This is a genomic window from Pseudoalteromonas sp. MM17-2, from assembly GCF_022347945.1.
Lineage (GTDB): Bacteria > Pseudomonadota > Gammaproteobacteria > Enterobacterales > Alteromonadaceae > Pseudoalteromonas > Pseudoalteromonas ruthenica.
Window position 1 is genome coordinate 98,991 of sequence record NZ_JAKRFV010000003.1, and the last position, 23,373, is coordinate 122,363.

Consider the following 23,373-nt stretch of genomic DNA (forward strand, 5'->3'; position numbering starts at 1 on the left):
CATGACACTGAGGGGTTTTTATTTTTTTACATATTGCGTGAAAATGACTATGCGCTGTCCGTCTACACGTCCTTCGATGTGTTCAGGGTTAGAGGTCAAGCTGATATTGCGCACGGCGGTGCCACGTTTCGCCACCAAGCTTGAGCCTTTTACATCTAGATCTTTAATAAGTGTCACGGTATCACCTGCATTTAAGCGCACGCCATTGGCGTCGAGGTGAATAACATCTTCTTCTTCAGCAATGGCAGCCTGAGCCCATTGCTGTGTTGGTTCATCCAAATACAGCATATCAAGCATGTCCATGGCCCAGCCGTGCTCGGTACTTAATTGATTCAACAACCGCCAAGCTACAACTTGTACTGCTGGGATTGGGCTCCACATACTGTCATTTAAACAATGCCAATGGGTTGCGCTGAGTTGCTCATCACCATTAAGCTGCGCTGCACAGGTGGCACAGACTAAAATAGCTTTATCTGAATGGGCTTCGCCTTCAGGTGGTACCGCATAGACGCTGAGGTTATCTTGACTGGCGCATAGTTCGCAGGTGTTATTACTACGCTGTTTGAGGGTCTGTTCAATACTCATAGTTAACTTTTGGTAGGGAGAAATGGCAATTATAACCAAAATAACCTTACAAAAGGTAATGTTTTACAGGTAAAGCGCGATATATCGCTGCTTTAGCTTCTCATAGAAACCTTGGCTTTTTAGCTCCTCAATTGCTTGATTCACTCGAGGTAATAGCGGCTGATGTTCGCGCAGCAAGCGGATATGCATCTGTCCGCTTGAGTGGCGAGCCCCTAAAACGATATCAACACCCAAACGATGAGCCCAATATTTAGCCGGTAAATCGCCGATGATCGCCACATCAATGCGACCTCGATGCAGAGCTAGGATCAACTCTCGTTCGCTATTAAAATCCATACGTTCGAACCTATCATCATCATGATAGTAATACCCTCTTACCGTCCCCACTGTTTGGCGAAAAATGCTGTCGCGTGTTTGGTATTGATGTACTTTAGATGTCAGGGCTACTAGATACTCATCGACAGGAAACAGTGGTGCAGAGAATACAAACTTTTCGTCGTGGCGCTGCGCTTGGGAAAGCCAACTGGGACTGATGACTTCAAAATCCAGCTGCTTTGCTTGAATGGACTGAACGGTGCGTTTAGGTGGCAAGCTGACATGCTGGCTGGCAATCTCTGCTTCGCTCATCACTGCCGCGATGTATTCGCGAACAATGCCTGGGTGCTTTGCGCTTTGCGTAGCATAGGGGTACCAACTTCCACTGGCATTGACATTGTACTTTAAAGGTTGGGCACTGACCAATGAAGAGATCAGCAAGGCCATGACAGATAAGCAAACTACGTAGAACCGCATTCGTTTTAAGAAATTAAGCTATTTACTAACTAGCATAGTGGTAATTTAACTATTGCGCAGGTGTGAAAAGAAGAAAGTGAAAGTTTACAGTGACAACTCACCGATTAAGCGTTATATCAGTAATAGAGCGAAGAGTTTAGCGACAGGTGGTAAATGCAACAATCAGACTCCCAGACCCCTTCACAGCTGGAGGCGCAATATGTCGCCCGGCAAGCGCTATTCTCAAGCACCGGCGAACTAGTTGCTTATGAACTTCTCTATCGGGATTCGCCACAAAATTGCTTCCCTCAAGGGATGGGAGACTCAAAAGCCACGGGTCGCATGTTTTTCGACCTTATTTTGTTGCAAGGGCTCGAAAAAGTCAGTGCCGGCTTACCTGCTTTTTTAAACTTGGCCACAGACGCATTACTTGAGCAAATCCCCCAGCTACTTCCTAAAGATAACACGGTGATTGAGATTGTTGAGCGCAGCCGAGGAGTCTCTGAACTTGTTCATGTCGTCAGTGCCTTGAAGAAAAAAGGATACCGATTTGCACTGGATGACTATGATCAAGATCCCAAGTGGCAGCCACTGTTAGAGCTGGTGGATTACATTAAAATTGAAATGGAGCCAAAACTTATCAGTACAGTGATGCTGATAAAAAAATTGCGCATGGTGTATCCACAAGCACAAATTATTGTTGAGCGCATAGAGACCCATGAGCAAGCAAAAGCAGTAGTGGGGGCCGGAGCCGATCTGTTACAAGGGTATTTTTTTGCCAAACCCGCGATGCTGGAATTTAAAAATATTAGCCCTGCCAAGCGTGTAATAATTGAATTACTGCAATTAACCATGAGCGCTGAAATTGATTTCAAAGAAATCGCCAAACGCATTAGTGTCGATGTTTCGTTGACTGCGCGGATATTAAGAATGGCTAATGGCCTCAGTGGTACGCGCGCCAATATCAGTTCCCTACAACAGGCAGTGACTTACCTTGGTGAGCAAAGTATTCGTCGCTTTATTCGTGTTCTCGCACTGGGAGAACTAGGCGCCCAAAAACCCGCAGAGCTGACTAAGCTCGGGTTAATGCGTGCCCAGCTTATTGCCGAATTAGTGTCGCCAGCAGGCAAGGCGATGGTAGAGCAGGGTTATCTTCTTGGGCTGTTATCTGTACTTGATGCCGTGTTGGATGTGTCGCTGGAAAACTTGGCCAAGGAATTCTCCCTTGATGGGGCGCTCAGCGGTGCCTTGCTTAATGCCCAAGGAATGCTGGGCCAAGCTCTTAACTTGGCGTACGCATGCGAACAATGCCAGTGGCCACTCGCCGAGGAAATTTTGCAAACCATTCGCCCAGCCAGTGAACCGCAGGTATTGTATGCAGCGCTGTCACAATCGCGAATTTACTGCGATAAAACCATGGAATTGCTTAGCGACTAGCGACACAGTATGCTGACCTTGAGTTATAAATTTGGAGCGCATTTGTGGGTCGCATTGTTATCATATTGTTTTTGCTTGGGTCCTTGGCGCTTCTTGCGGTGGCGGTTACTCAGCCGGCGTTGACTATCGAGGCAAAAATTGAAAAGTCACAACTAGCCAATACCGCAGTGGATGCCTTGGTAGCTGAATCCGACTCGCAGAGTCGGCGTATGCTCAGTATGCTGTCAAAAATGCTGGGACTAGATAAGCTCGAGGGGCAAATAGACGCCTACGGCAAAACGCGCAGTATTTGGGGGACGGTGAGTGAACTCTATCACCATGACAACGTGCTGGTCGCAGTATTAGTGGGAGCATTTTCACTGCTTATACCGCTGTTTAAAACCTGCTTACAATTATTAGCAATGGTGATAAACACACGGCAATGGCGTTTAAAGCTACATTGGCTAAGTGCTCTGCTAAGTAAGTGGAGTATGGCCGATGTCTTTGTTTTAGCGCTAATTATTACCTACCTGGGAGGCAATGCTGATGACCACTTTGGGCAGCTTGTGGATATGAACGCGCAACTGCACATTGGTTTTTGGTTGTTTTTCGCGTATTGCCTGATGTCGATTATATCAAGTATACTGATTAACCAAGAGATGCGGCGCGAGCTGCAAACACATAGCAAATAACCTAACCAAGGCTTTCATTCACTATGGCGAAAGTGACGCATTACATCATCACCTTATTGCTGCTAGTTTTAGCTAGTACGCCGGTGAGTGCGTCGGTGCAAAGCCAGTGTACTCATATGCAACAGCAAAATGATGCTATGAGTTCGATGATGGCGCATCACGCGGTTATGGCCGATAGCCAGCCCAGTCAACATGACTGTTGCGAGCAGGATATGCAGTGCACCTGCCCAGATAGTTTGTGTCATGCGCAAGCTTTCATAGCCAACAGCATGGTTGTTGCAAGTACCGTTGTTGCGACGAAGTCACATCTACAACCGAGTCGTGCTCCGACGCGACTCGCCACCAGCCTATTTAGACCCCCTATTATCGCTTGACCTAGCACCAGTGCGTCCGGCGCACAGCAACATACTGTTGATATCTCTATTTCTAGGTAAGCAAAATGAAACAATTAGTGAAGTATGCACTCGCGATGGGTATTGCGGCTGCAGTTACTTGGGGTGTGACTCAAGTAAGTCACGATGGTGCACCAGCATCATCAACCGAAGAACAACAAAGCGCTGAGAAACAGCCGCTCTACTGGGTCGCGCCAATGGACTCCAGCTATCGCCGCGATGGTCCGGGGAAATCTCCTATGGGGATGGATTTGGTGCCGGTGTATGACGAGCCTGAAGATGAGCCGGGCGTCATTGCCATTAGCGCCAGTGTTGAGAACAACCTCGGTGTTCGCAGTGCGCAGGTGTCAAAGCGGCAACTGGTTAACTCGATTACATCGTTTGGCAATATTCGCTACGATGAAGAAGCCATGGTTCATGTGCACCCGCGAGTGGCTGGTTGGGTTGAACAGCTTTATGTTAAATCTGCAGGCGCGAAAGTCAGTCAGGGCCAGCCTTTATATACTTTGTATAGCCCTGATTTAGTCAACGCTCAAAAGGAATTTATTCTTGCCCTTAATAGCCAAGACGAGGTGCTGCGCAGCGCCGCAGTCGCTCGCCTGAAAGCGTTTAAAATTGCCCCCAGCTTTATCGAAGAGCTCACCGAAACACGCAAGGTGCAGCAGAATATCACCTATTATGCGCGACAAGATGGTGTGATTGAGCAGCTTAATGTGCGCGAAGGTTTTTACGTTAAGCCCGAAAATTCATTAATGGATATCGCCGCAACCGACCAAGTATGGGTGATTGTCGATGTCCATGAGCGTCAATTGCCGTATTTAAACGAAGGCGCAGACGCGGTTATGACGCTGGATTACTTACCACAAATGCGCTGGCGTGGCAGCGTTGAATACGTCTACCCCAGCCTTGATACGACGACGCGCACAGCCCAAGTGAGATTGCGCTTTGCAAATCCAAATGGTGCGCTCAAGGCGAATATGTTTGCCAAAGTTGTCATTGGTGCCAGTAATAACGCCCCGACCTTGAGTGTGCCCCAGCAAGCGGTAATTAATACCGCGCAAGGGCAGCGTGTGGTGCTGGCTCTCGGCGATGGACGCTTTAAATCGGTCGCGGTGCACACCGGTCGCGTGGCCGATTCATGGGTTGAGATTCTCGCTGGCTTAGAGCCTGGCCAAGAAATAGTGACCTCGGGTCAGTTCTTACTGGATTCTGAGTCAAATAAACAAGCTGAGCTGGCACGCTTGGATAAACGCGATTATGCCTATGCTAGGGTGTACGGCGAAGTGAAAGCCATTAATCACGCTGAGCGTACCGTGCGTATCGCGCGAGGTCCGATTGCAAAATGGAATCGCGAAGCGACGACCATGGATTTCAAACTAGATGCTGGGCTGGCCACTGATTTTCTCAGTGAAGGTATGCAAGTCCGCTTTCGTTTTGAGATACGCGCAGGGCAATTTGTGATCACCGATATTGAGATCCTAAGCGAGCAGGAAGGTGCATCATGATCGCGGCTATTATTCATTGGTCGATAAAAAACCGTACCTTAGTGGTTTTAATGACCTTGATGCTCACCGGGGCTGGCTTATATACCTTAAAGAACACCCCGGTCGATGCAATTCCAGATCTGTCCGATGTGCAGGTGATTGTCAAAACCAGCTACCCTGGTCAAGCCCCTCAGGTGGTACAAGATCAGGTCACCTTTCCACTTACCAGCGCCATGATGTCAGTGCCAGGGGCAAAAACCGTGCGCGGTTTTTCGTTCTTTGGCGACTCTTACGTATACATCATTTTTGATGATGACACCGATATGTACTGGGCCCGCTCACGCGTACAAGAGTATTTGTCACAAGTAGAGGGAGACTTACCGAGTAGCGCGCAGCCGCGCCTGGGCCCCGATGCCACCGGGGTCGGGTGGGTGTACATTTACGCCCTCACTGACACCACTGGCAGCCATGATTTAAGTGAGCTGCGCAGTATTCAGGATTGGTTGCTAAAGTACGAACTGCAAGCGGTGCACGGGGTGTCCGAAGTGGCCACGGTCGGTGGCATGGTTAAGCAGTATCAAATTGAGCTCGACCCGCAAAAATTGCGCGCCTACGACATTCCAGTGGCGATGGTGGCACGGGCGGTAAAAGATAACAATCAGGCGATTGGCGCCTCTGTGATAGAACAAGCCGAAGCCGAGTATATGGTCACTGCCACCGGTTATATTCAATCTACTGACGCACTAGCGCAAACGCCGTTGGGGATTCAAAACAATGGTGTGCCGCTGCTGCTGCGCGATGTGGCGCGAGTGACGCTGGGGCCGCAAATGCGCCGGGGTATAGCTGAACTTAACGGTCAAGGTGAGGTTGTAGGCGGTATCGTGGTGATGCGCTTTGGTGAGAATGCTCAGCGTACGATTGATGGTGTTAAGGCGCGCCTAGATGAACTGCGTGGCAGCCTCCCTGAAGGCGTGGAAATTGTCCCGGTATACGATCGTTCAAATCTCATCGGCAACGCTATTGATAACTTAGCTGATAAGTTGCTTGAAGAGCTTATCATTGTGGCATTGGTGTGCGCGGCCTTTCTTTTTCACCTGCGCTCTTCGCTGGTGGCGGTGATTACCTTACCTCTGGGTATCTTAGTGGCGTTCATCGTCATGTATATGCAGGGGATTAACGCCAATATCATGTCCTTGGGCGGAATTGCTATCGCCATTGGAGCAATGACCGATGGCGCCATTGTTATGATAGAAAACATGCACAAACACATGGAGCGAGAGCCGCTGAACAAGGATAACCGCTGGCGTATTGTTGCGCAGTCGGCGGCCGAAGTGGGGCCGGCGCTATTTTTTAGCTTGCTAATTATCACAGTGAGCTTTTTGCCGGTGTTTATTCTTGAAGCCCAAGAGGGGCGCTTGTTTGCGCCGTTGGCGTTCACCAAAACCTATGCAATGGCTGCCGCTGCTGGTCTTGCTATTACCGTGGTCCCTGTGCTTATGGGCTACTTTATTCGTGGCAAAGTAGTCAGTGAGAATAAAAACCCATTAAACCGGCTATTGGTTGCGCTTTATCGGCCACTGCTCAGTGGCGTTTTGCGTTTCCCTAAAATTGCTTTGTTATTAGTGCTGGCAGTGGGTGGGGCAACCTCCTACCCACTGAGTAAGCTGGGGAGCGAATTTATGCCGCCTTTGGATGAAGGTGACCTAATGTACATGCCCACCACTTATCCAGGGTTATCAATCGGTAAAGCGCGTGAACTACTGCAACAAACCGATAAATTGATCAGCACCGTGCCCGAGGTGGCATCGGTATTCGGTAAAATAGGCCGCGCTGATACCGCCACAGATCCTGCACCATTGACCATGATTGAAACCTTTATTCAGTTTAAGCCAAAGAGCCAGTGGCGTGAGGGCATGACCATCGATAAGCTTAAGGAAGAGTTAGACGCCCTCGTTAAATTTCCTGGGTTAACCAATGCTTGGGTGATGCCGATAAAAACTCGGATCGATATGCTCGCCACCGGTATTAAAACCCCGGTGGGGATCAAAGTGGCGGGGCCAGATTTAAATAAAATTCAAGAAATAGGTCAGGATATTGAGCGTTTATTGAAAGACTTTCCCGGCACCGCCTCGGTGTACTCTGAGCGGGTGGCAGGAGGACGCTATTTAGATATTCGTTTTGACCGCGCGCTGCTTGGCCGCTATGGGCTGTCTATGGCGCAAGTGCAAAGCATGATTGCCACTGCGGTAGGGGGGCAAACCCTAACGCAAACCATCGAAGGGCAACAGCGTTACCCCATTAACCTGCGTTTTCCGCAAAGCTATCGTGATTCGCCACAAAGTTTAGGGAGGCTGCCCATTATTACTCCTACTGGGGTGCAATTACAGCTCGATGATGTTGCCGACATTCGCGTCACTTCAGGGCCTGCGGGGATCAAAAGCGAAAACTCGCGCATTAATGGCTGGACATTTGTCGATATCAATAACGTCGATATGGGCAGCTATGTCAGTGAAGCTAAAGCCTATCTGCAGCAGTCTTTGGAGTTACCTCCTGGCTACTCACTGCGTTTTGCGGGTCAGTATGAATATATGGAGCGGGCGAAAGCCAAGCTCAGTTATGTGGTGCCCTTGACCCTCGCTATTATCGCTATTTTGTTGTTTTTAAACTTTCGTCGTTTTGCTGAGGTCGCCATTATCATGGGCACGGTGCCATTGGCGCTTATCGGTGGGGTGTGGTTGCTTTACCTAATGCAATTCAACCTGTCGGTGGCTGTGGGGGTGGGCTTTATCGCTCTTGCTGGTGTCGCCGTAGAAATTGGCGTGATTATGCTGGTGTATTTAAATCAAGCTTATGATGAGGCCAAGCTCCAGCATGGGCTATTAACACCGGCTCAGTTACGCCAAGCGATTAAAACCGGTGCTGGATTGCGAGTGCGCCCTGTAATGATGACGGTTGCGACCATTATTATTGGGCTGTTACCCGTACTCTATGGCAGCGGTACCGGCAGTGAGGTAATGAGCCGCATTGCCGCGCCCATGGTCGGTGGCATGGCAAGTGCATTGTTGCTGACACTGATCGTTATCCCGGCTGTGTATTTTTTATGGCGGGTAAAACACACAAACACGGAGTCGAGATGAGTAATAATCATATTTATCGCAAACCGAGTTGTCCATTTGGTGAAAAGGCCATTGCGCTCCTTGATAGCCAGAATGTTGACTATGAAGATCATGTTTTTGCCGATAAGGAAGAGGAGCAAGCAATTAAATCTCGTTTCGATGTTGGCACTACACCGCAAATCATCTTGGATGGTGAGCGTATTGGCGGCTTCGATGATTTACAGCAGCACTTTGGTGTACAGAGCGATGAACAAGACGATGAGCAAAGCTATACGCCCGTTATTGCAGTATTTAGCACCGCTTTTGCTATCGCCCTTGCGCTAAGCGCTGGGCATATGGGATGGCAATTAACCACCTTAGTGATGAGCTTTATGGGCGCATCACTGTGTTTATTGGCGCTGTTAAAATTGATGGATATAGGCAGTTTTGTTAATGGCTTTAAACAGTATGACCTACTGACCATGAAGCTCTCTGCTTATGGGTACATTTATCCGTTTTTAGAGCTTGCCGCCGGATTGGGGATGCTCAGTGGCTTATGGCCATGGGCGACGGCTGTGATCGCGACTTTTGCCGGTCTCATTGGCGGCATATCGGTATTTAAAGCCGTATATATCGATAAGCGTGACCTCAACTGTGCGTGTGTTGGTGGTAATCAATCAGTCCCTCTAGGGGCCGTCAGCTTTTCTGAGAACGCCATCATGTTGGTAATGGGTCTTTGGATCTTTTACACCCTAGGGTGAAATAATTACCTAACAGTGGGTACCCATTGTATTAAGAAGCCCGTGTGACAGCGGGCTTTTTTTGTGCATGAAACTTGCTGTGTATAAAACACTATTTAAAGGAGGCTATATGCAAGTTAAAAAGATTAATCATGTACTGGATTGGACAGTGGAATTTCACAACCGACTTGCTGCCAATTTTGAACAGCTCGGCTTAAGCAGCGATAAGCGCTGTGCCATGCTGTTAGATTATCTAAGTGGGTATGAGGGGAAGCTTGCTGCTGACGTTGCTAGTTTTAAAATATTAACCAGCTCTAACGCGTTAAATACCTGGTGCTATGAGTACTTTGCCGAAAATCCAGAGCTGATTGACTTCGAATCATTAAGTGCCGATATGGCCCATGATGAGCAGCAAGTACAAAACTACCTAGCCAAAAAACATCAACAGGTTATCGATCTGTATCAGTACCTGACCGAGCGTGCAGAGATTGAAGATTGTAAAGACGTGCTTTCGCAAATACTGCTCACTGAACAAAATGCGCTACAACAAATGATGCAAAGCGCTAATCGCCTAAAAGACGTTTAAATCTAGCCCTAGCTTTTTCCATTGTTGCTGCTCGGCCTCAAGGTCGGCAGCGAGCAAGGTGTTATCAGACAGCCACTGCTTGCCAAGTTGCAACGTGAGCGCATGACTTTCTGCGCTGATTTTATAGTCAGGCTTTTGCTTGGCTTGGCGCTTTTGATTCATTAATACAGCAAGGCGAAATAGGGCAATCATGCGCTTCAACGTTAGTGAAGGAAGCGCAATAAACTCAGGCAACGCTTTGAGCTTAATTTTTTTTCTGTAAAAGCGAATAAGACATGCAAGTAACTGCTGTTGCTCTTGGGTAAACCCCGGAAGTTGGCTATTAGCAATAATGTAGGCACTGTGTTTATGTAATCCAGATGAGTTTATGCTTAAGCCGACCTCATGCAGCTGAGCTGCCCATAAAAGCACGGGGAGATCATCCTCATGGGTTAACTGCCAAGGCTGCTCAATATGAGGAAAGAGCCATTGCAAGGTGGCACTGACATTGGCCGCATGTTCACTGTCAACCACATATCGAGTGGAAATATTGGCTATCGTGGCAACACGTATATCTTTGTGCGCGTGCAGCTCTGTGAGCTCGTAAAGAATGCCCTCGCGCAGTGAAAAGTCACAGTAGGTGAGTGCATCAATGTCAAAAAACGTCATCACGGCGTAAAGAATCGCTAGGCCACCACAGAAAGTGGGTCGCCGCTCTTCGCTGAGCTCGGCAAATTCCAATCGCTCTATATGGCCTGAGTTGCAGCTCGCTTCAATCAAGGTTGCCAATGCTGATTGGGTGAGTGGCTGGGTTAAGTCACCTTGATGGCACAGGGCGCTGAGCATTTTCGCTGTGCCTGAGGTGGCCAGTACATGTTGCCAATTTAATTGGGTGAAGCTATTCGCGATAGACTCTAACTCTTGCTCAGCTTTAACAATAGCGCGTTTAAAGCGCTTTTTTGAGATACGTCCGTCAGCAAAAAACTGTTGCGAATAGCTCACGCAGCCCATGTTCCTGCTACTCAAACGCAGGTGTTGGTGATGCTCTCCGATGGCCAGCTCGGTACTACCACCACCGATATCAATCACCAAACGCAGCCCCTCGTGGTGTACATGTTGGGCAACGCCTTGATAAATGAGGCGCGCTTCTTCTTGACCAGAAATAACATCGATATGAAATGGAAACACCGAACGAGTACGGCGCATGAAGCTTTTGATATTGCGCGCCCGGCGTAAGGTATAGGTCGCAACCACCTTAACGTTGGCGGCAGGAAAATCGATGAGAGTGCGAGCAAATTGCCGTAAAACGCTGACCGCTCTTTCTATGGCCTCATCACTCAGGCAGTCGTTGTTATCAAGGCCTGCGGCAAGATATACGCGCTGCTTTTCTTTGTGTAACACCTCTAAACGACCATCAACCTCTCTTGCTAGCAACAAGTGAAAGCTGTTGGAGCCTAAATCGACAGCAGCGAAAGTAGTGACATCATTGGTGTGCACGATTGCTTTCCCATTTCTTTAAGTAATCATGAATGGCAATTTGCGAGCGGATTTTTTTCTTGTTCCCTCGACGAACGTAATGATTTCTTTGCTCGGCGTCAATCACACGGGCTTTACTGCGATCGCGCCACTGTAGCTCGAGTATATCGATGATTACCTGCTGTAAGTTGCGATCATAAACAGGGACGCCCACTTCTACCCGGTGATCAAGGTTACGTGTCATCAAGTCAGCGGATGAAATAAATACCTGGGTATGCTCAACACTGCCAAAGACCATCACCCGAGGATGCTCTAGGAAACGATCTACGATACTAATGATTTTAATATTGTCACTGAACCCCTTGATGCCGGGGACCAAAGAGCACATGCCACGAATGATCAGCCTTATTTTAACCCCTGCCTGGGCCGCGATATACAGCTTATCAATTAACTCTTTATCAACTAAGTTATTGACCTTGATAAAAATGTGACCTTTCTTTCCTAGCGTTACTTGCTCATCAATCAACTCATCGATACGCTCACGCGCATTCACAGGTGAGACCATCAGATGCTTAAACTTAAAGTGTTTGTAGCTGTGCTCGATAAACTTAAACACGTTATCGCACTCTTCACATATCTCAGGATCGCGTGTGAATAAGCTAAAGTCAGTGTATATTTTTGCTGTCTTTTCATGGAAGTTGCCGGTGCCAATATGTGCATATTGCACAATCTGCCCGTGCTCTTTGCGATGAATCACGCACAGTTTGGAGTGCACTTTGAGAGAAGGGATGCCAAAGATCACCTTGATCCCTGCTTCGTCCAAGTTCTTTGCCCATTGGATATTATTTTGTTCATCGAAGCGCGCTTTTAACTCCACCATAACGGTGACTTTCTTGCCATTCTTTGCCGCATTCACCAGCGCACCAATTAACCGAGACTGACTGGCAACGCGATAAATATTGACCTTTATATGTAATACGTCGGGGTCGAAAGATGCTTGGCGCACATAGTTCAAAAAGTGATTGAAGGTATGGTAGGGGTAATACAGCAGAATGTCTTGATGGCTAATGGCATCAAATACGCTTGTGAAATGATCAAAAGTGTGTGAGCGAATGGTTGCCAGTGGGCGGTTCTCAAGGTAGCGCCGGCCGACATTGGGAAAGGCTAAAAAGTCGCGAAAGTTGCGATAGCGGCCGCCTGGGATCAGGGCATCATAGCGAGTGATCCCCAAGCGTCGCCTCAGTGCTTTAAGCATCTCCCCGGGCAAGGCACTGTCGTACACTAAACGCACAGGCTCTGAGCGCAGCCGCTGTTTTAGACCTTTTGACATTTTATCCAACAGGCCTTCTTCGATTTCATCGTCGAGGTTATATTCAGCATCACGAGTGAGCTTAATGGCGAAACCACGAATGGCGTCAAAGCTAAAAAAGCTGGCAAATACCTGTTCAAGATAATAGAGAATGATGTCATCAAGCAGGACGATAGTTTTGTGGCGGCGGGTTTTTTCCGCAGGTAATTGCACAAAACGTGGTAGTCGGTTGGTCGGTACTTCCAACAGTGCATAATGGCTTTTTTCATGACGCATTTCGACAAATAAATAGGTCATGGTGTCGTTGATATGCTCGGAATAGTTTTTGTTTTGATCAAGCAGAATGGGCGACAGGTGCTCTAATACTTCAGATTTAAAATATGCTAACAGCCATTGCTGGTGAAACTCACTGAGTTGCTCGGGTCGATCAACATGAATATTGTGCTCGTTGAGGGCCACTAAGATATCATCATAGATAACGTTAAAGTCTTGCCCTAGCTTAAGTACTTTGTCCTGAATTTGCTGCATCAGGGCTTCATCTTCATCGAAGTTTGCATCAGGAAGTTTGTTCAGCAGGATTCGGCGTTTTACGTCAGCAACGCGCACTTGAAAAAATTCATCAAGATTGTTGGAAAATATGCCCAGAAAGCGAATGCGTTCAATGATAGGGTTGTTTTTATCTTTTGCCTCTTGCAGTACGCGCTCGTTAAAAGAAAGCCAACTGAGCTCTTTGGGGTAGTAGCTCGCCTGCATAACAATATGTTCCGGTTTCATAATACACTCAGTGTAGAAGAGAGTCTGCGTGAGTGTATTAATTTATTACCGCAGTATGACCAGAAGATGACATAACAGCGCTGTCATCTTCTTAGTAGATACAAATTGTTTTTAGCTTTCTATATCAACGATAACATCTGGAGTGATTGATTCCAGAGCGTCGATCACAACATCGCGCTGCATTCCCGCTGGCAAGGTAACCGTAGCAACCGCACTGAATAAGGGCGAACCCCAGTTGGGCGCGCTTTGTTGCTTCGACGTCAGGTGCGTGATGTTGGCGCCTTTGTGACGTATCACTGCGGCTAATTCTTGCACTATACCAGGTCTATCATTTCCTGTGATCGCAAGGTTTAAACACTCAGGCGTGTCATTGGCGAGTTTATCTCCTGATTCAATACGGATCTCTAAGTGAGGGGATTGTTGTAGTGCGTCTTGAAGCTCTTTCAGGTGCTCTTCAGCGACCTCGACCTGAACAATACCAGCAAACTTACCAGCGAGATGTGAGAGGTTGCTGGCTAGCCAATTGCCGTGATGATCTAAGATGACGGAGGAAAGTTCTTCAACGAGGCCGGGACGATCTTGGCCTAATACGGTCAGTACTAACTGCTGCATAAATAACGGTCTCTTTATTATTGTGGAAATTTAGTCAGCTCATGCGGCTGCCTTTTTCGAGCACAGCCTTAAAATAAGATAGATAAACGTATAATTATTAAAAAGTTAAGGTGGTCTTCATGTGCTCGCTATGAGCAAGTATTGACCCCTTTTCGGGGTTTGTCCAATTCTTCGCAATGGCAATTTGCTATAGGTCATAACCAGATGTAAAAACAGCCTTGGTAGTATTGGGTGTTTTTTACTCATTTCGTACTAGTTTTTCCGTTATGTAACAAAACTGTCATTTTGATGAAATATAATCCGCGCATCGTAAAGATATAAGGGTGTATTGATGACTTCCAATCCGCAAAACTTAACATTTAGCACGGATAGAAGCCGTCTATTTAAAGACAAGATAGCCCAGTTTGGCATTACCTCTGGCGGGGTAATGGTGCTCGTGGCGCTGTTGCTGATATTTTTCTATCTCCTCTATGTGGTGCAACCTATTTTTGAGTCTGCGCACATCGAAGAGCGTGCAAGCTTTGATGTTGCACAACAGGATGTTGTCGGCTTAGGGCTTGAAGAACAAACCGAAATTGCCTATCTGCTTAAGCGTGATGGGGCGGTGGACTTTTACAACATTCAAGAGCAAGGCTTTGGTCAACAAATGACCGAGCTGAAAACGGCTCTTCCTGCAGACGTGACCAGCTTTGCGTCTAGCGCACCGCACCAAGGTTTATATGCCTATGGTTTAAGCAATGGTGAGGCGGTTATCGTTAAGCCAAGCTTTATGGTGAGCTTCCCTAATAATCAGCGCAAGTTGACTCCTCGTTTGACTTACCCCTTAGGCGAAAAGCCGCTAGAGGTTGACCCACAAGGTCAGGCCATTACACGTTTTGCGTTCTCGCAAAGCGAAGAAAAAGTGGTGATGGTGGCCCTAACCGCAGACAAGCGAGTGGTATTTAGCGCCTATGTCGGTGAAGAAAACTTCATGACCGGCGAGGTTGAGTGGGTTGCTGAACAAACCGAGCTTAACATCGATGGCCGCATTGATGAGCTGTTGATCTCGCCCGACGGCAGTCGCGTTTTCGTGCGTTCTGCCAACCAAATCTATATCTATAACAGCCGTTATGCCAGCGACGTAGAGCTGACTCAAGTACTTGCTGCTAACGAAGAAAATGCCAACATTATTTCCGCGCAGCTGCTTGCTGGCGCCAATTCACTGATGCTGGCAAACGACAATGGCGAGGTATCGCAGTGGTTTGAGGTGAATACCGATGACGGCAAAGCCTTTAAGAAAATCCGCGCCTTTGAAACTTCAAAGCAAAAAGCCATAGATATTTACACCGAATTTTATCGCCGCACTTTCTTTACTGCCGGTGACAATGGTGAGCTAGGGGTGTATTACACCACCAGTGAAGCGAAACTATGGCAAGGCAAAGTGGCCGATGGCATGATCAAAAACTTTGCCATTGCTCCGCGTTCAAATGCGGCGCTGATCTTGGCTGATAACCAAGTGAAGGTGATAGAAATTGAGAATGAGCATCCGGAGGTAACTTGGTCTGGGTTGTGGCAGGAAGTCTGGTATGAAGGCTATCCTGAGCCTGATTATATTTGGCAATCAACGTCGGCCAGTGATGACTTTGAATCTAAGTTTTCACTGATCCCAATTTCTTTCGGTACTCTTAAAGCGGCGATGTACGCCATGCTATTTGCCGTGCCCATTGCACTTTCTGCTGCTGTGTATACCGCTTACTTTATGTCTAGCGAACTACGCAAAGTGGTGAAGCCCACCGTTGAAATTATGGAAGCCTTACCAACCGTTATTCTCGGTTTCCTTGCTGGTCTTTGGTTAGCGCCTTTGATTGAGGAAAACTTGCCCGCCATAGTCGCGTTGTTGATATTGCTGCCCGTTGCCATTATCAGCACCGCCTTTGCTTGGACAAAACTGCCTGAGCAGATCCGTCATCGTATTCCTGATGGAGCACACTCAATTATTTTGGTGCCGGTTGTGCTACTGGTTGGCTGGGTCTCCTTTGCTATGAGCGGCAGCGTTGAAAACTGGTTATTTGATGGTAATGCACGTCAGTTTATTACCAATGAATTGGGTATGACTTTCGATCAGCGCAACTCGTTGGTGGTAGGTATTGCCATGGGCTTTGCCGTTATTCCGACCATATTTTCGATTGCCGAAGACGCAGTATTCAGTGTTCCTCGCCACCTTACGCAAGGCTCTCTGGCTCTAGGTGCCACCCAGTGGCAAACCTTAGTACGGGTGGTCTTGCTGACAGCGAGTCCGGGTATTTTCTCGGCGGTTATGATGGGCTTAGGCCGCGCCGTGGGTGAAACCATGATTGTACTCATGGCCACCGGTAATACCCCGATTATGGATTGGAGTATCTTCCAAGGTATGCGTACCTTAGCAGCAAACATTGCCGTAGAGATGCCGGAATCTGAAGTGGGCAGTTCACACTATCGCATTCTATTCTTGGCAGCCTTTGTGCTCTTTATTTTCACCTTCGTGTTTAACACGCTTGCTGAGTTTGTTCGTCAGCGTCTGCGTGAAAAATACAGCTCACTGTAATTAGAGGAGACACGACATGGTAAGACAGTGGTTTAAGTCTGGTTCTCCTTGGATTTGGATGACCGGTGGTGCTGTAAGCATCAGTTTGATTTCTGTAATTGGCTTGTTAGCGCTAATTGCATGGCGTGGCCTGAGCTTTTTCTGGCCATCAGAAGTACACCAGTTTGAAGTGCAAGGCTCTGTACCTCAGCAAACGGTCATTGGTGAAATCTATGATCGCGAGGCGGTGCCTGCGAGTCGAGTACGAGCTTCCGGGGTTGAGTTAAAAAACTATGGCGCCGAAGAGATTACCCGATACCTAATTAAAACCGGTAACCGTGAGTATGTTGATTTGGATTTCCGTTGGTTATTAGAAACCGACATCCAAAAACAGTCGACGCCGAAAGAGCTCGCAGTGTTTGAACGCTCAAAAAACGGTAACTTCTATGGTTATATTGAGCAGGTCTATGAGCAAGGTGAGCTGGTTCAAGGCGACAAGGTTGCCAAATTAGAAGAGCTGGTCGAGCGCGCGGTTGAGCTTAATGAGCAGGCGCTTGATTTACAAAACGGTGAAATCGGTCACATTAACTATGAACTTGAGCAATTACGTCTACAAGAGCGTGCGTATGAGCTTGATAATGACCTAACACCCGAGCACATGGCTGAGCTTGAAGCCGAGCGTAAACGTTTGCGTGAAGCTTATAAAGGCTATGAGAAAGAGCTCTTTGCGTTGCGTGACGCCGCCAAGCGAGACAAAGTGATCGTGCGAGACATGCGTGGTGAAATGGTGACCTTACCGCTTTATCAAGTGCTTGATTTTTGGCAGCCAAATGACATGGGCTTCTTTGCCAAGCTCGGTCATTACTTTGGTCAGTTGGGCAAGTTCATCGCCGATGACCCGCGTGAAGCGAACACCGAAGGTGGCGTTTTCCCAGCAATATTCGGTACCGTGTTTATGGTGATGCTAATGGCCGTGATCGTGACACCCTTTGGGGTGGTGGCCGCTATCTACTTACACGAATACGCAGCGAAAAATGCGGTGACGAAGATGATCCGTATCGCGGTGATTAACCTCGCAGGTGTACCGTCGATTGTGTACGGGGTATTCGGTCTTGGTTTCTTTGTCTATATGTTAGGTGGCAGTTTAGATCAGCTATTTTACCCTGAAGCGGCGCCTAGCCCCGTGTTTGGTACGCCTGGAGTGATGTGGTCGGCGTTGACCCTGGCGATTTTGACCTTGCCGGTAGTGATTGTGTCCACCGAAGAAGGACTTTCTCGAATCCCGGGGTCAGTGCGTCAAGGCTCACTCGCTCTAGGGGCGACCAAAGCGGAAACACTGTGGCGCATCGTGGTGCCAATGGCGAGCCCAGCGATTATGACCGGCCTTATTCTGGCGGTAGCGCGCGCGGCGGGCGAAGTGGCACCGTTGATGCTAGTTGGGGTGGTAAAAATGGCTCCGACTTTACCGCTAGATGGTAACTTCCCTTATGTGCACTTAGACCGTAAATTTATGCACTTAGGCTTCCATATTTATGACGTTGGCTTCCAAAGCCCGAACGTAGAGGCTGCGCGACCCTTGGTTTATGCAACCGCGTTTTTACTGGTGACGGTGATCATCACCTTGAACATCACCGCAATTGGTATTCGTAACCACTTGCGTGAAAAGTTCCGCGCCCTAGATAAGTAATGTAAAGAATTGAGATAGGTAACAAAGTTATGATTACAGTTGCACCCCAGGTAAATGCATCAAGCAGCGATAAGCTAGATTTGAATAACCTAACGCCAGAGCAAACAGCATTGCAGATTAAAAATCTCGATCTTTACTATGGCGAGAAGCAAGCGCTAAGTGATGTCAGTATGGATATTCCCAAAGGTCAGGTAACCGCGTTTATCGGCCCATCGGGTTGTGGTAAATCAACATTACTACGTTGTATCAACCGCATGAACGACCTGGTAGATAGCTGCCGTATCGACGGTGAGATTCTGCTTCACGGCGAGAATATCTACAACAAGCGTGTGGATGTGGCAGCGTTGCGCCGTAACGTTGGCATGGTGTTTCAAAGCCCGAATCCATTCCCTAAGTCTATTTATGAGAATGTGGTTTATGGCTTGCGCCTACAAGGTATTAAAGACAAGCGTAAACTCGATGAAGTGGTGGAAAAGTCATTACGTGGCGCGGCATTGTGGGACGAAGTAAAAGACCGTCTACACGACAGTGCATTTGGTCTCTCTGGAGGTCAGCAGCAGCGTTTAGTGATTGCTCGCTCTATCGCCATCGAACCCGAAGTGTTATTGCTGGATGAACCAACTTCGGCGCTGGATCCCATTTCAACGCTGGTTATTGAAGAGTTGATCAGTGAGCTCAAAAACAAGTTCACCGTAGTGATCGTAACGCACAACATGCAACAGGCGGCGCGGGTATCTGATCAAACGGCATTTATGTATATGGGTGAGCTTATTGAGTATGCCGATACTAATACTCTGTTCACCACCCCTAGTAAGAAGAAAACCGAAGACTACATTACCGGTCGTTACGGTTAATCTCGCGGCATGTTGCAACGCTTGTTGCTATGATTACTAGAGTAGAATTTTGAGAAGGCGATTATGGAACACAATATAAACAAACACATTTCCGGCAAGTTTAATGAAGAGCTAGAGAGTGTACGTAACCATGTTCTGAGCATGGGTGGGTTAGTTGAGCAGCAACTAAACAGTGCCCTTGATGCAGTCAGTAAAAACGATGCTGAGTTGGCAAAAAAGGTCAAAGCTAATGACTACCGCGTGAATGCCATGGAAGTGAACATTGACGAGGAGTGCACGCGCATCATTGCTAAACGCCAACCAGCGGCCAGTGATTTACGTTTAGTTGTTGCCATTGCCAAAACTATTGCTGATTTAGAGCGCATTGGTGATGAGGCTGAGCGCATTGCCAAAGTTGCATTAGACTCTTTCACTAAAGATCAGCAAGGGTTGCTCAATAATATTGAAAATATGGGTCGCTTAGTGTCAATCATGTTACATGACGTATTGGATGCGTTTGCCCGTATGGACGCGCAGAAGGCCTTTGAAGTGCACAAAGCGGATGAAAAAGTGGATCGTGAGTATGAAGCACTCACCCGTCAAATCATGACTTACATGATGGAGGATCCGCGTTCAATTCCCAAGGTAATGGACTTAATTTGGTCGGTACGTTCTTTGGAGCGCATTGGTGACCGTTGTCAGAATATTTCCGAATATGTGATTTATTTCGTCAACGGCAAGGATATTCGCCATATTTCCCAAGAAGATATCGCTAAGACACTGTAATTATTTTAGAAAATAAAGATGGGCAAATACGGACATTTGCCCTTTTTTTATGATGTTAAATAATCATTGCCAGTTGAGTGTAAAAGCTTACTGAATAAGGCATGAAATTCGATGCGTTTGAGCTGCACATAGGGTAAAATTGCGCTCGAAAGCATAGTTAAACTAAGTCGTGGAAAATAGCAAAGAAACGAGCCTACAAAACCAATGTAGTCTATGTTTATGACCTATTTATGACGGTTTTATTGCAAACTTAGATTCAAAGGGTCAGTTATGCCTAGTAATGCGTTTTTAGGGGTTTTTGCAAAATCACCTATTAAACCAATTGAAGATCATATTAAAAAAGTGCACAAAGCGAGTGCGCTACTCATTCCCTTTTTTGAGCATGTATTTGAGTCTCAATGGCAAGAAGCGGAAGAGTTACGTCTTAAAATACGCTCCATAGAGCGTGAGGCCGATGATCTTAAACGTGAGATTAGACTTAATCTTCCACGTGGACTGTTCCTTCCAGTTGAGCGCACCGACTTGCTCGAACTGATCACCCACCAAGACAAGATAGCCAATAAAGCTAAAGACATAGCTGGACGCGTTATTGGCCGTGAGATGGCAATCCCAAAAACCATCCAAAGCGACTTCTTACAGTATCTATCACGCTGTGTGGACGCCACCAAGCAAGCATCAAAAGCTATTAATGAGCTAGATGAATTACTTGAAACAGGCTTCCGTGGTCGTGAAGTAACCCTGGTTGAGAAAATGCTCGCCGAACTTGATGCGATTGAGCAAGACACAGACGATATGCAAATTAAGCTACGTCAAGAATTGCGTCGCATTGAAGATACACTAAACCCTGTTGATGTCATGTTCTTGTACAAGATCATCGAGTGGGTGGGCGATTTAGCCGATATTGCTGAGCGCGTTGGTTCGCGTTTAGAAGTATTGCTAGCTCGTTAACATTGCCAAGATCCAGCAAAGACAATATGAACACACTGCTGGCTCAAACAAAGTTAAGACAATAAGGTTATTCTGATGGATATTATTTCGTCCTACGGTACCGTGCTGGTGTTGGTTGCCGCTGCGGTAGGTTTCTTCATGGCTTATGGCATCGGTGCCAATGACGTAGCCAATGCAATGGGTACGTCAGTGGGCTCTAAAGCACTGACCATTAAACAAGCGATTATCATTGCGATGATCTTCGAATTCGCTGGCGCATACTTAGCCGGTGGTGAGGTTACATCGACCATACGTAAAGGCATTATTGACGCCGCTCCGTTTGCTGATATCCCCGAACTGATGGTGTTGGGTATGATTTCAGCGTTATTCGCGGCTGGTAGCTGGTTATTAATTGCGTCCTTTTTAGGCTGGCCTGTTTCCACAACACACTCTATTATCGGCGCTATTATTGGTTTTGCTCTCGTTGCTGTAGGTAGCGAAGCGATTCAATGGACCAAGGTTGCGGGGATTGTGGGTAGCTGGGTGGTGACGCCTGCGCTGTCGGGCTTCATTGCTTACCTTATCTTTATGAGTGCGCAAAAGCTTATTTTTGATACCAATAACCCACTGGATAATGCTAAACGCTATGTACCTATCTATATGGGTTTGGCTGGTTTTGTCATGTCCTTGGTGACTATCAAAAAAGGCCTAAAGCACATTGGTATCAACCTAGGAACGGTTGAAGGTTATGCCTTGTCGGTAGCCATTGCTGTGCTTATCGGCATTATTGGTATGCTTGCCATTAAACGCCTAAAAATGGACCCTAAAGCCGATAAGGCGATGCAGTTTAACAACGTTGAGAAAGTGTTTGCCGTACTGATGGTACTGACCGCTTGTTGTATGGCTTTTGCACATGGTTCGAACGATGTTGCCAACGCCATAGGTCCACTTGCTGCCGTTGTAAATATCGTTGAAAATAACGGTGAGCTTGCGAAAAAAGCAGCACTTGCATGGTGGATTCTTCCTTTAGGTGGCCTAGGTATCGTAATGGGTCTTGCTATCTTAGGTAAGAAAGTGATTAAAACCATTGGTGAAGGAATTACGCACTTAACGCCAAGCCGAGGCTTTGCAGCCGAGCTTGCAGCCGCATCAACAGTAGTTATTGCCTCTGGTACTGGCTTGCCAATTTCGACCACGCAAACACTAGTCGGTGCTGTTTTGGGGGTGGGTATGGCGCGGGGTATTGCCGCACTGAATATGAGTGTGATTAGAAACATTGTGGTTTCTTGGGTAATAACGTTGCCTGTTGGTGCTGCTCTTGCTATTGTAATCTTCTACATATTAAGAACAGTATTCGGCGTATAACGTCGTTGTGGGAGTGACCTCCCACAACACATGACAGAACCGTCTTTTAGCTTGAAAAGATCTCAGCGCCCTCGGTGTTGGGGTCTTTTTATTTGTGAGCAATAAACATGACCAACCTGCCTAGTATCAAGCAACTACAATATTTAATCGCAGTGCATCAACATCAACATTTTGGTCGCGCAGCTAGCGCCTGTTATATCGGCCAGTCGACTTTGAGTAGCGCGATTCAAAACCTTGAAGAAAATCTCGGCGTGCAACTTATTGAGCGTGAAAATCGCAGTTTAATGTTCACCAGCATTGGCGAAGAAGTGGTAGCGAAGGCCAAGCAAATTATTAACGATACCATGAGTGTGAAAGAGCTGACCCGTAGCCATCTGCACCCGCTTAGTGGTACGCTAACGCTAGGCGTTATTCCGACTATTGCTAGCTTTGTCGCTGCGCCACTTTATTGCTACTGCAAAGAAACGTTTAAAGACTTAGATTTAGTGCTGGTAGAGGACACCAGTGATAACCTACTCGATAAGTTAGAGCATGGCCATATCGATATCGCGCTGCTAGCGCTGCCTTATGAAACTGGACGCTTTCACACGCAGATATTGGCAAAAGACAAGTTCTACCTCGTGAAACACAAAGACTATCCCATTGATGAGTCGGTGGATTACAATGCGCTTCCAGAGCACAGCGTATTCCTCCTTGAACGTGAGCACTGTATGACCGGGCATGCGCTCAGTGCGTGTAATTTGGAGCGAGCGAGTTGCATCAACCCATTCGAAGCCGCTAATTTACACACCTTGCTGTCGATGGTGGAATATAAGTTGGGCGTTACATTTTTACCACAAATGGCGATTAACGCGGGCATACTTGATGCCAAGCCGCTGGTGGCTACCAGCTCCGGCGCTGATGCGCATCGCGATGTTGGTTTAATTTGGCGCAAGACCACAGGAAGAATCGGTGACTTCCGGCTATTCAGCGATAAAGTCGGCGACTTCCTACGTACTTGCAGCACCGTGGGCAGCGAAGAGCCTTAATAAACCTAGCTGGCTATGGGGTTGATTTTGGTTTAAACAGGGGCTTTTCTAGTGCTGGTAAAAACAGCAAATAGACCCAAACCACAAGGTTAAAATACGGAATAACACCCAGTGCTAGAAACAGCCGTACCGGATACCCCTTGCGCTTGGCGTGAAGGTAGCACTGGCTGGCGATGAGCATGTTTATACTCAGCAGTAATGTTACTAAAGCAGTCATGTTGATTTTCCTTAACGAGCCTTGTTGATGTCATTGATAGACAATGTCTTCTAAGCCGATATAACCTCTCCGGCTAT

20 protein-coding genes are annotated in these 23,373 nt (G+C 47.3%); 14 read left to right on the top strand and 6 right to left on the bottom strand.

The window, feature by feature from the left end; all coding sequences use genetic code 11:
* Positions 1–18: 18 nt before the first annotated feature.
* Both MHM93_RS03755 and MHM93_RS03760 read right to left on the bottom strand, forming a co-directional pair.
* On the bottom strand, positions 19–585 hold the full coding sequence (locus MHM93_RS03755; protein ID WP_239448107.1) for an alkylphosphonate utilization protein: 567 nt from the start codon (positions 583–585) through the stop codon (positions 19–21).
* Between the two features lie 63 nt (positions 586–648).
* The gene (locus MHM93_RS03760) at positions 649–1,347 is read right to left on the bottom strand and encodes a transporter substrate-binding domain-containing protein (RefSeq protein ID WP_239448108.1); all 699 of its coding nucleotides are present in this window, start codon (positions 1,345–1,347) and stop codon (positions 649–651) included.
* Between the two features lie 183 nt (positions 1,348–1,530).
* Between MHM93_RS03760 and MHM93_RS03765 the strand changes: the two genes are divergently transcribed.
* The 7 genes from MHM93_RS03765 (at position 1,531) to MHM93_RS03795 (ending at position 9,761) form a co-directional block, all read left to right on the top strand.
* Entirely contained in the window at positions 1,531–2,793 is a 1,263-nt protein-coding gene (locus tag MHM93_RS03765) for an HDOD domain-containing protein (protein WP_239448109.1), read from the top strand.
* A 44-nt stretch (positions 2,794–2,837) separates the two neighbouring features.
* Positions 2,838–3,464 carry a paraquat-inducible protein A gene (locus tag MHM93_RS03770; protein WP_239448110.1) on the top strand — a complete coding sequence of 209 codons (627 nt, stop codon included), beginning with the start codon at positions 2,838–2,840 and terminating at the stop codon, positions 3,462–3,464.
* 23 nt (positions 3,465–3,487) lie between these two features.
* Positions 3,488–3,838 carry a hypothetical protein gene (locus tag MHM93_RS03775; RefSeq protein ID WP_022945399.1) on the top strand — a complete coding sequence of 117 codons (351 nt, stop codon included), beginning with the start codon at positions 3,488–3,490 and terminating at the stop codon, positions 3,836–3,838.
* Between the two features lie 65 nt (positions 3,839–3,903).
* Complete coding sequence (locus tag MHM93_RS03780; RefSeq protein WP_239448111.1) at positions 3,904–5,361, top strand: efflux RND transporter periplasmic adaptor subunit; 1,458 nt, start codon at positions 3,904–3,906, stop codon at positions 5,359–5,361.
* Positions 5,358–8,477 carry an efflux RND transporter permease subunit gene (locus MHM93_RS03785; protein ID WP_239448112.1) on the top strand — a complete coding sequence of 1,040 codons (3,120 nt, stop codon included), beginning with the start codon at positions 5,358–5,360 and terminating at the stop codon, positions 8,475–8,477. The genes MHM93_RS03780 and MHM93_RS03785 overlap by 4 nt, the downstream gene beginning before the upstream one ends.
* Positions 8,474–9,196 carry a glutaredoxin gene (locus tag MHM93_RS03790; protein WP_239448113.1) on the top strand — a complete coding sequence of 241 codons (723 nt, stop codon included), beginning with the start codon at positions 8,474–8,476 and terminating at the stop codon, positions 9,194–9,196. The genes MHM93_RS03785 and MHM93_RS03790 overlap by 4 nt, the downstream gene beginning before the upstream one ends.
* A 109-nt stretch (positions 9,197–9,305) precedes the next feature.
* Entirely contained in the window at positions 9,306–9,761 is a 456-nt protein-coding gene (locus MHM93_RS03795) for a hypothetical protein (protein ID WP_026111172.1), read from the top strand.
* Here MHM93_RS03795 and MHM93_RS03800 read toward each other — a convergent pair.
* From MHM93_RS03800 to MHM93_RS03810, 3 genes are all read right to left on the bottom strand, one after another.
* Entirely contained in the window at positions 9,747–11,237 is a 1,491-nt protein-coding gene (locus MHM93_RS03800) for an exopolyphosphatase (protein ID WP_239448114.1), read from the bottom strand. The genes MHM93_RS03795 and MHM93_RS03800 overlap by 15 nt on opposite strands.
* Entirely contained in the window at positions 11,224–13,299 is a 2,076-nt protein-coding gene (gene ppk1 / locus MHM93_RS03805; protein WP_239448115.1) for a polyphosphate kinase 1, read from the bottom strand. The genes MHM93_RS03800 and ppk1 overlap by 14 nt, the downstream gene beginning before the upstream one ends.
* Before the next feature lie 111 nt (positions 13,300–13,410).
* Complete coding sequence (locus MHM93_RS03810) at positions 13,411–13,911, bottom strand: ACT domain-containing protein (RefSeq protein WP_022945406.1); 501 nt, start codon at positions 13,909–13,911, stop codon at positions 13,411–13,413.
* Between the two features lie 331 nt (positions 13,912–14,242).
* On the opposite strand from MHM93_RS03810, the gene MHM93_RS03815 reads away from it, so the two are divergent.
* The 7 genes from MHM93_RS03815 to MHM93_RS03845 all read left to right on the top strand — a co-directional run bounded on the left by MHM93_RS03815 (position 14,243) and on the right by MHM93_RS03845 (position 23,079).
* Positions 14,243–16,474 carry an ABC transporter permease subunit gene (locus tag MHM93_RS03815; protein ID WP_239408858.1) on the top strand — a complete coding sequence of 744 codons (2,232 nt, stop codon included), beginning with the start codon at positions 14,243–14,245 and terminating at the stop codon, positions 16,472–16,474.
* 16 nt (positions 16,475–16,490) lie between these two features.
* Positions 16,491–18,140 carry a phosphate ABC transporter permease PstA gene (gene pstA / locus MHM93_RS03820; protein WP_045979224.1) on the top strand — a complete coding sequence of 550 codons (1,650 nt, stop codon included), beginning with the start codon at positions 16,491–16,493 and terminating at the stop codon, positions 18,138–18,140.
* 29 nt (positions 18,141–18,169) lie between these two features.
* Entirely contained in the window at positions 18,170–18,994 is an 825-nt protein-coding gene (pstB, locus tag MHM93_RS03825; protein WP_022945409.1) for a phosphate ABC transporter ATP-binding protein PstB, read from the top strand.
* Positions 18,995–19,057: 63 nt separating this feature from the next.
* Positions 19,058–19,759 carry a phosphate signaling complex protein PhoU gene (gene phoU, locus MHM93_RS03830; RefSeq protein ID WP_022945410.1) on the top strand — a complete coding sequence of 234 codons (702 nt, stop codon included), beginning with the start codon at positions 19,058–19,060 and terminating at the stop codon, positions 19,757–19,759.
* A gap of 270 nt (positions 19,760–20,029) precedes the next feature.
* Entirely contained in the window at positions 20,030–20,707 is a 678-nt protein-coding gene (locus MHM93_RS03835; RefSeq protein WP_022945411.1) for a TIGR00153 family protein, read from the top strand.
* A gap of 75 nt (positions 20,708–20,782) precedes the next feature.
* Positions 20,783–22,051 carry an inorganic phosphate transporter gene (locus tag MHM93_RS03840; protein ID WP_022945412.1) on the top strand — a complete coding sequence of 423 codons (1,269 nt, stop codon included), beginning with the start codon at positions 20,783–20,785 and terminating at the stop codon, positions 22,049–22,051.
* A gap of 107 nt (positions 22,052–22,158) precedes the next feature.
* On the top strand, positions 22,159–23,079 hold the full coding sequence (locus tag MHM93_RS03845) for a hydrogen peroxide-inducible genes activator (RefSeq protein WP_239448116.1): 921 nt from the start codon (positions 22,159–22,161) through the stop codon (positions 23,077–23,079).
* Between the two features lie 13 nt (positions 23,080–23,092).
* Here the strand turns inward: MHM93_RS03845 and MHM93_RS03850 are convergent, their stop codons facing one another.
* Complete coding sequence (locus MHM93_RS03850) at positions 23,093–23,296, bottom strand: hypothetical protein (RefSeq protein ID WP_053909813.1); 204 nt, start codon at positions 23,294–23,296, stop codon at positions 23,093–23,095.
* Between the last annotated feature and the right edge of the window lie 77 nt (positions 23,297–23,373).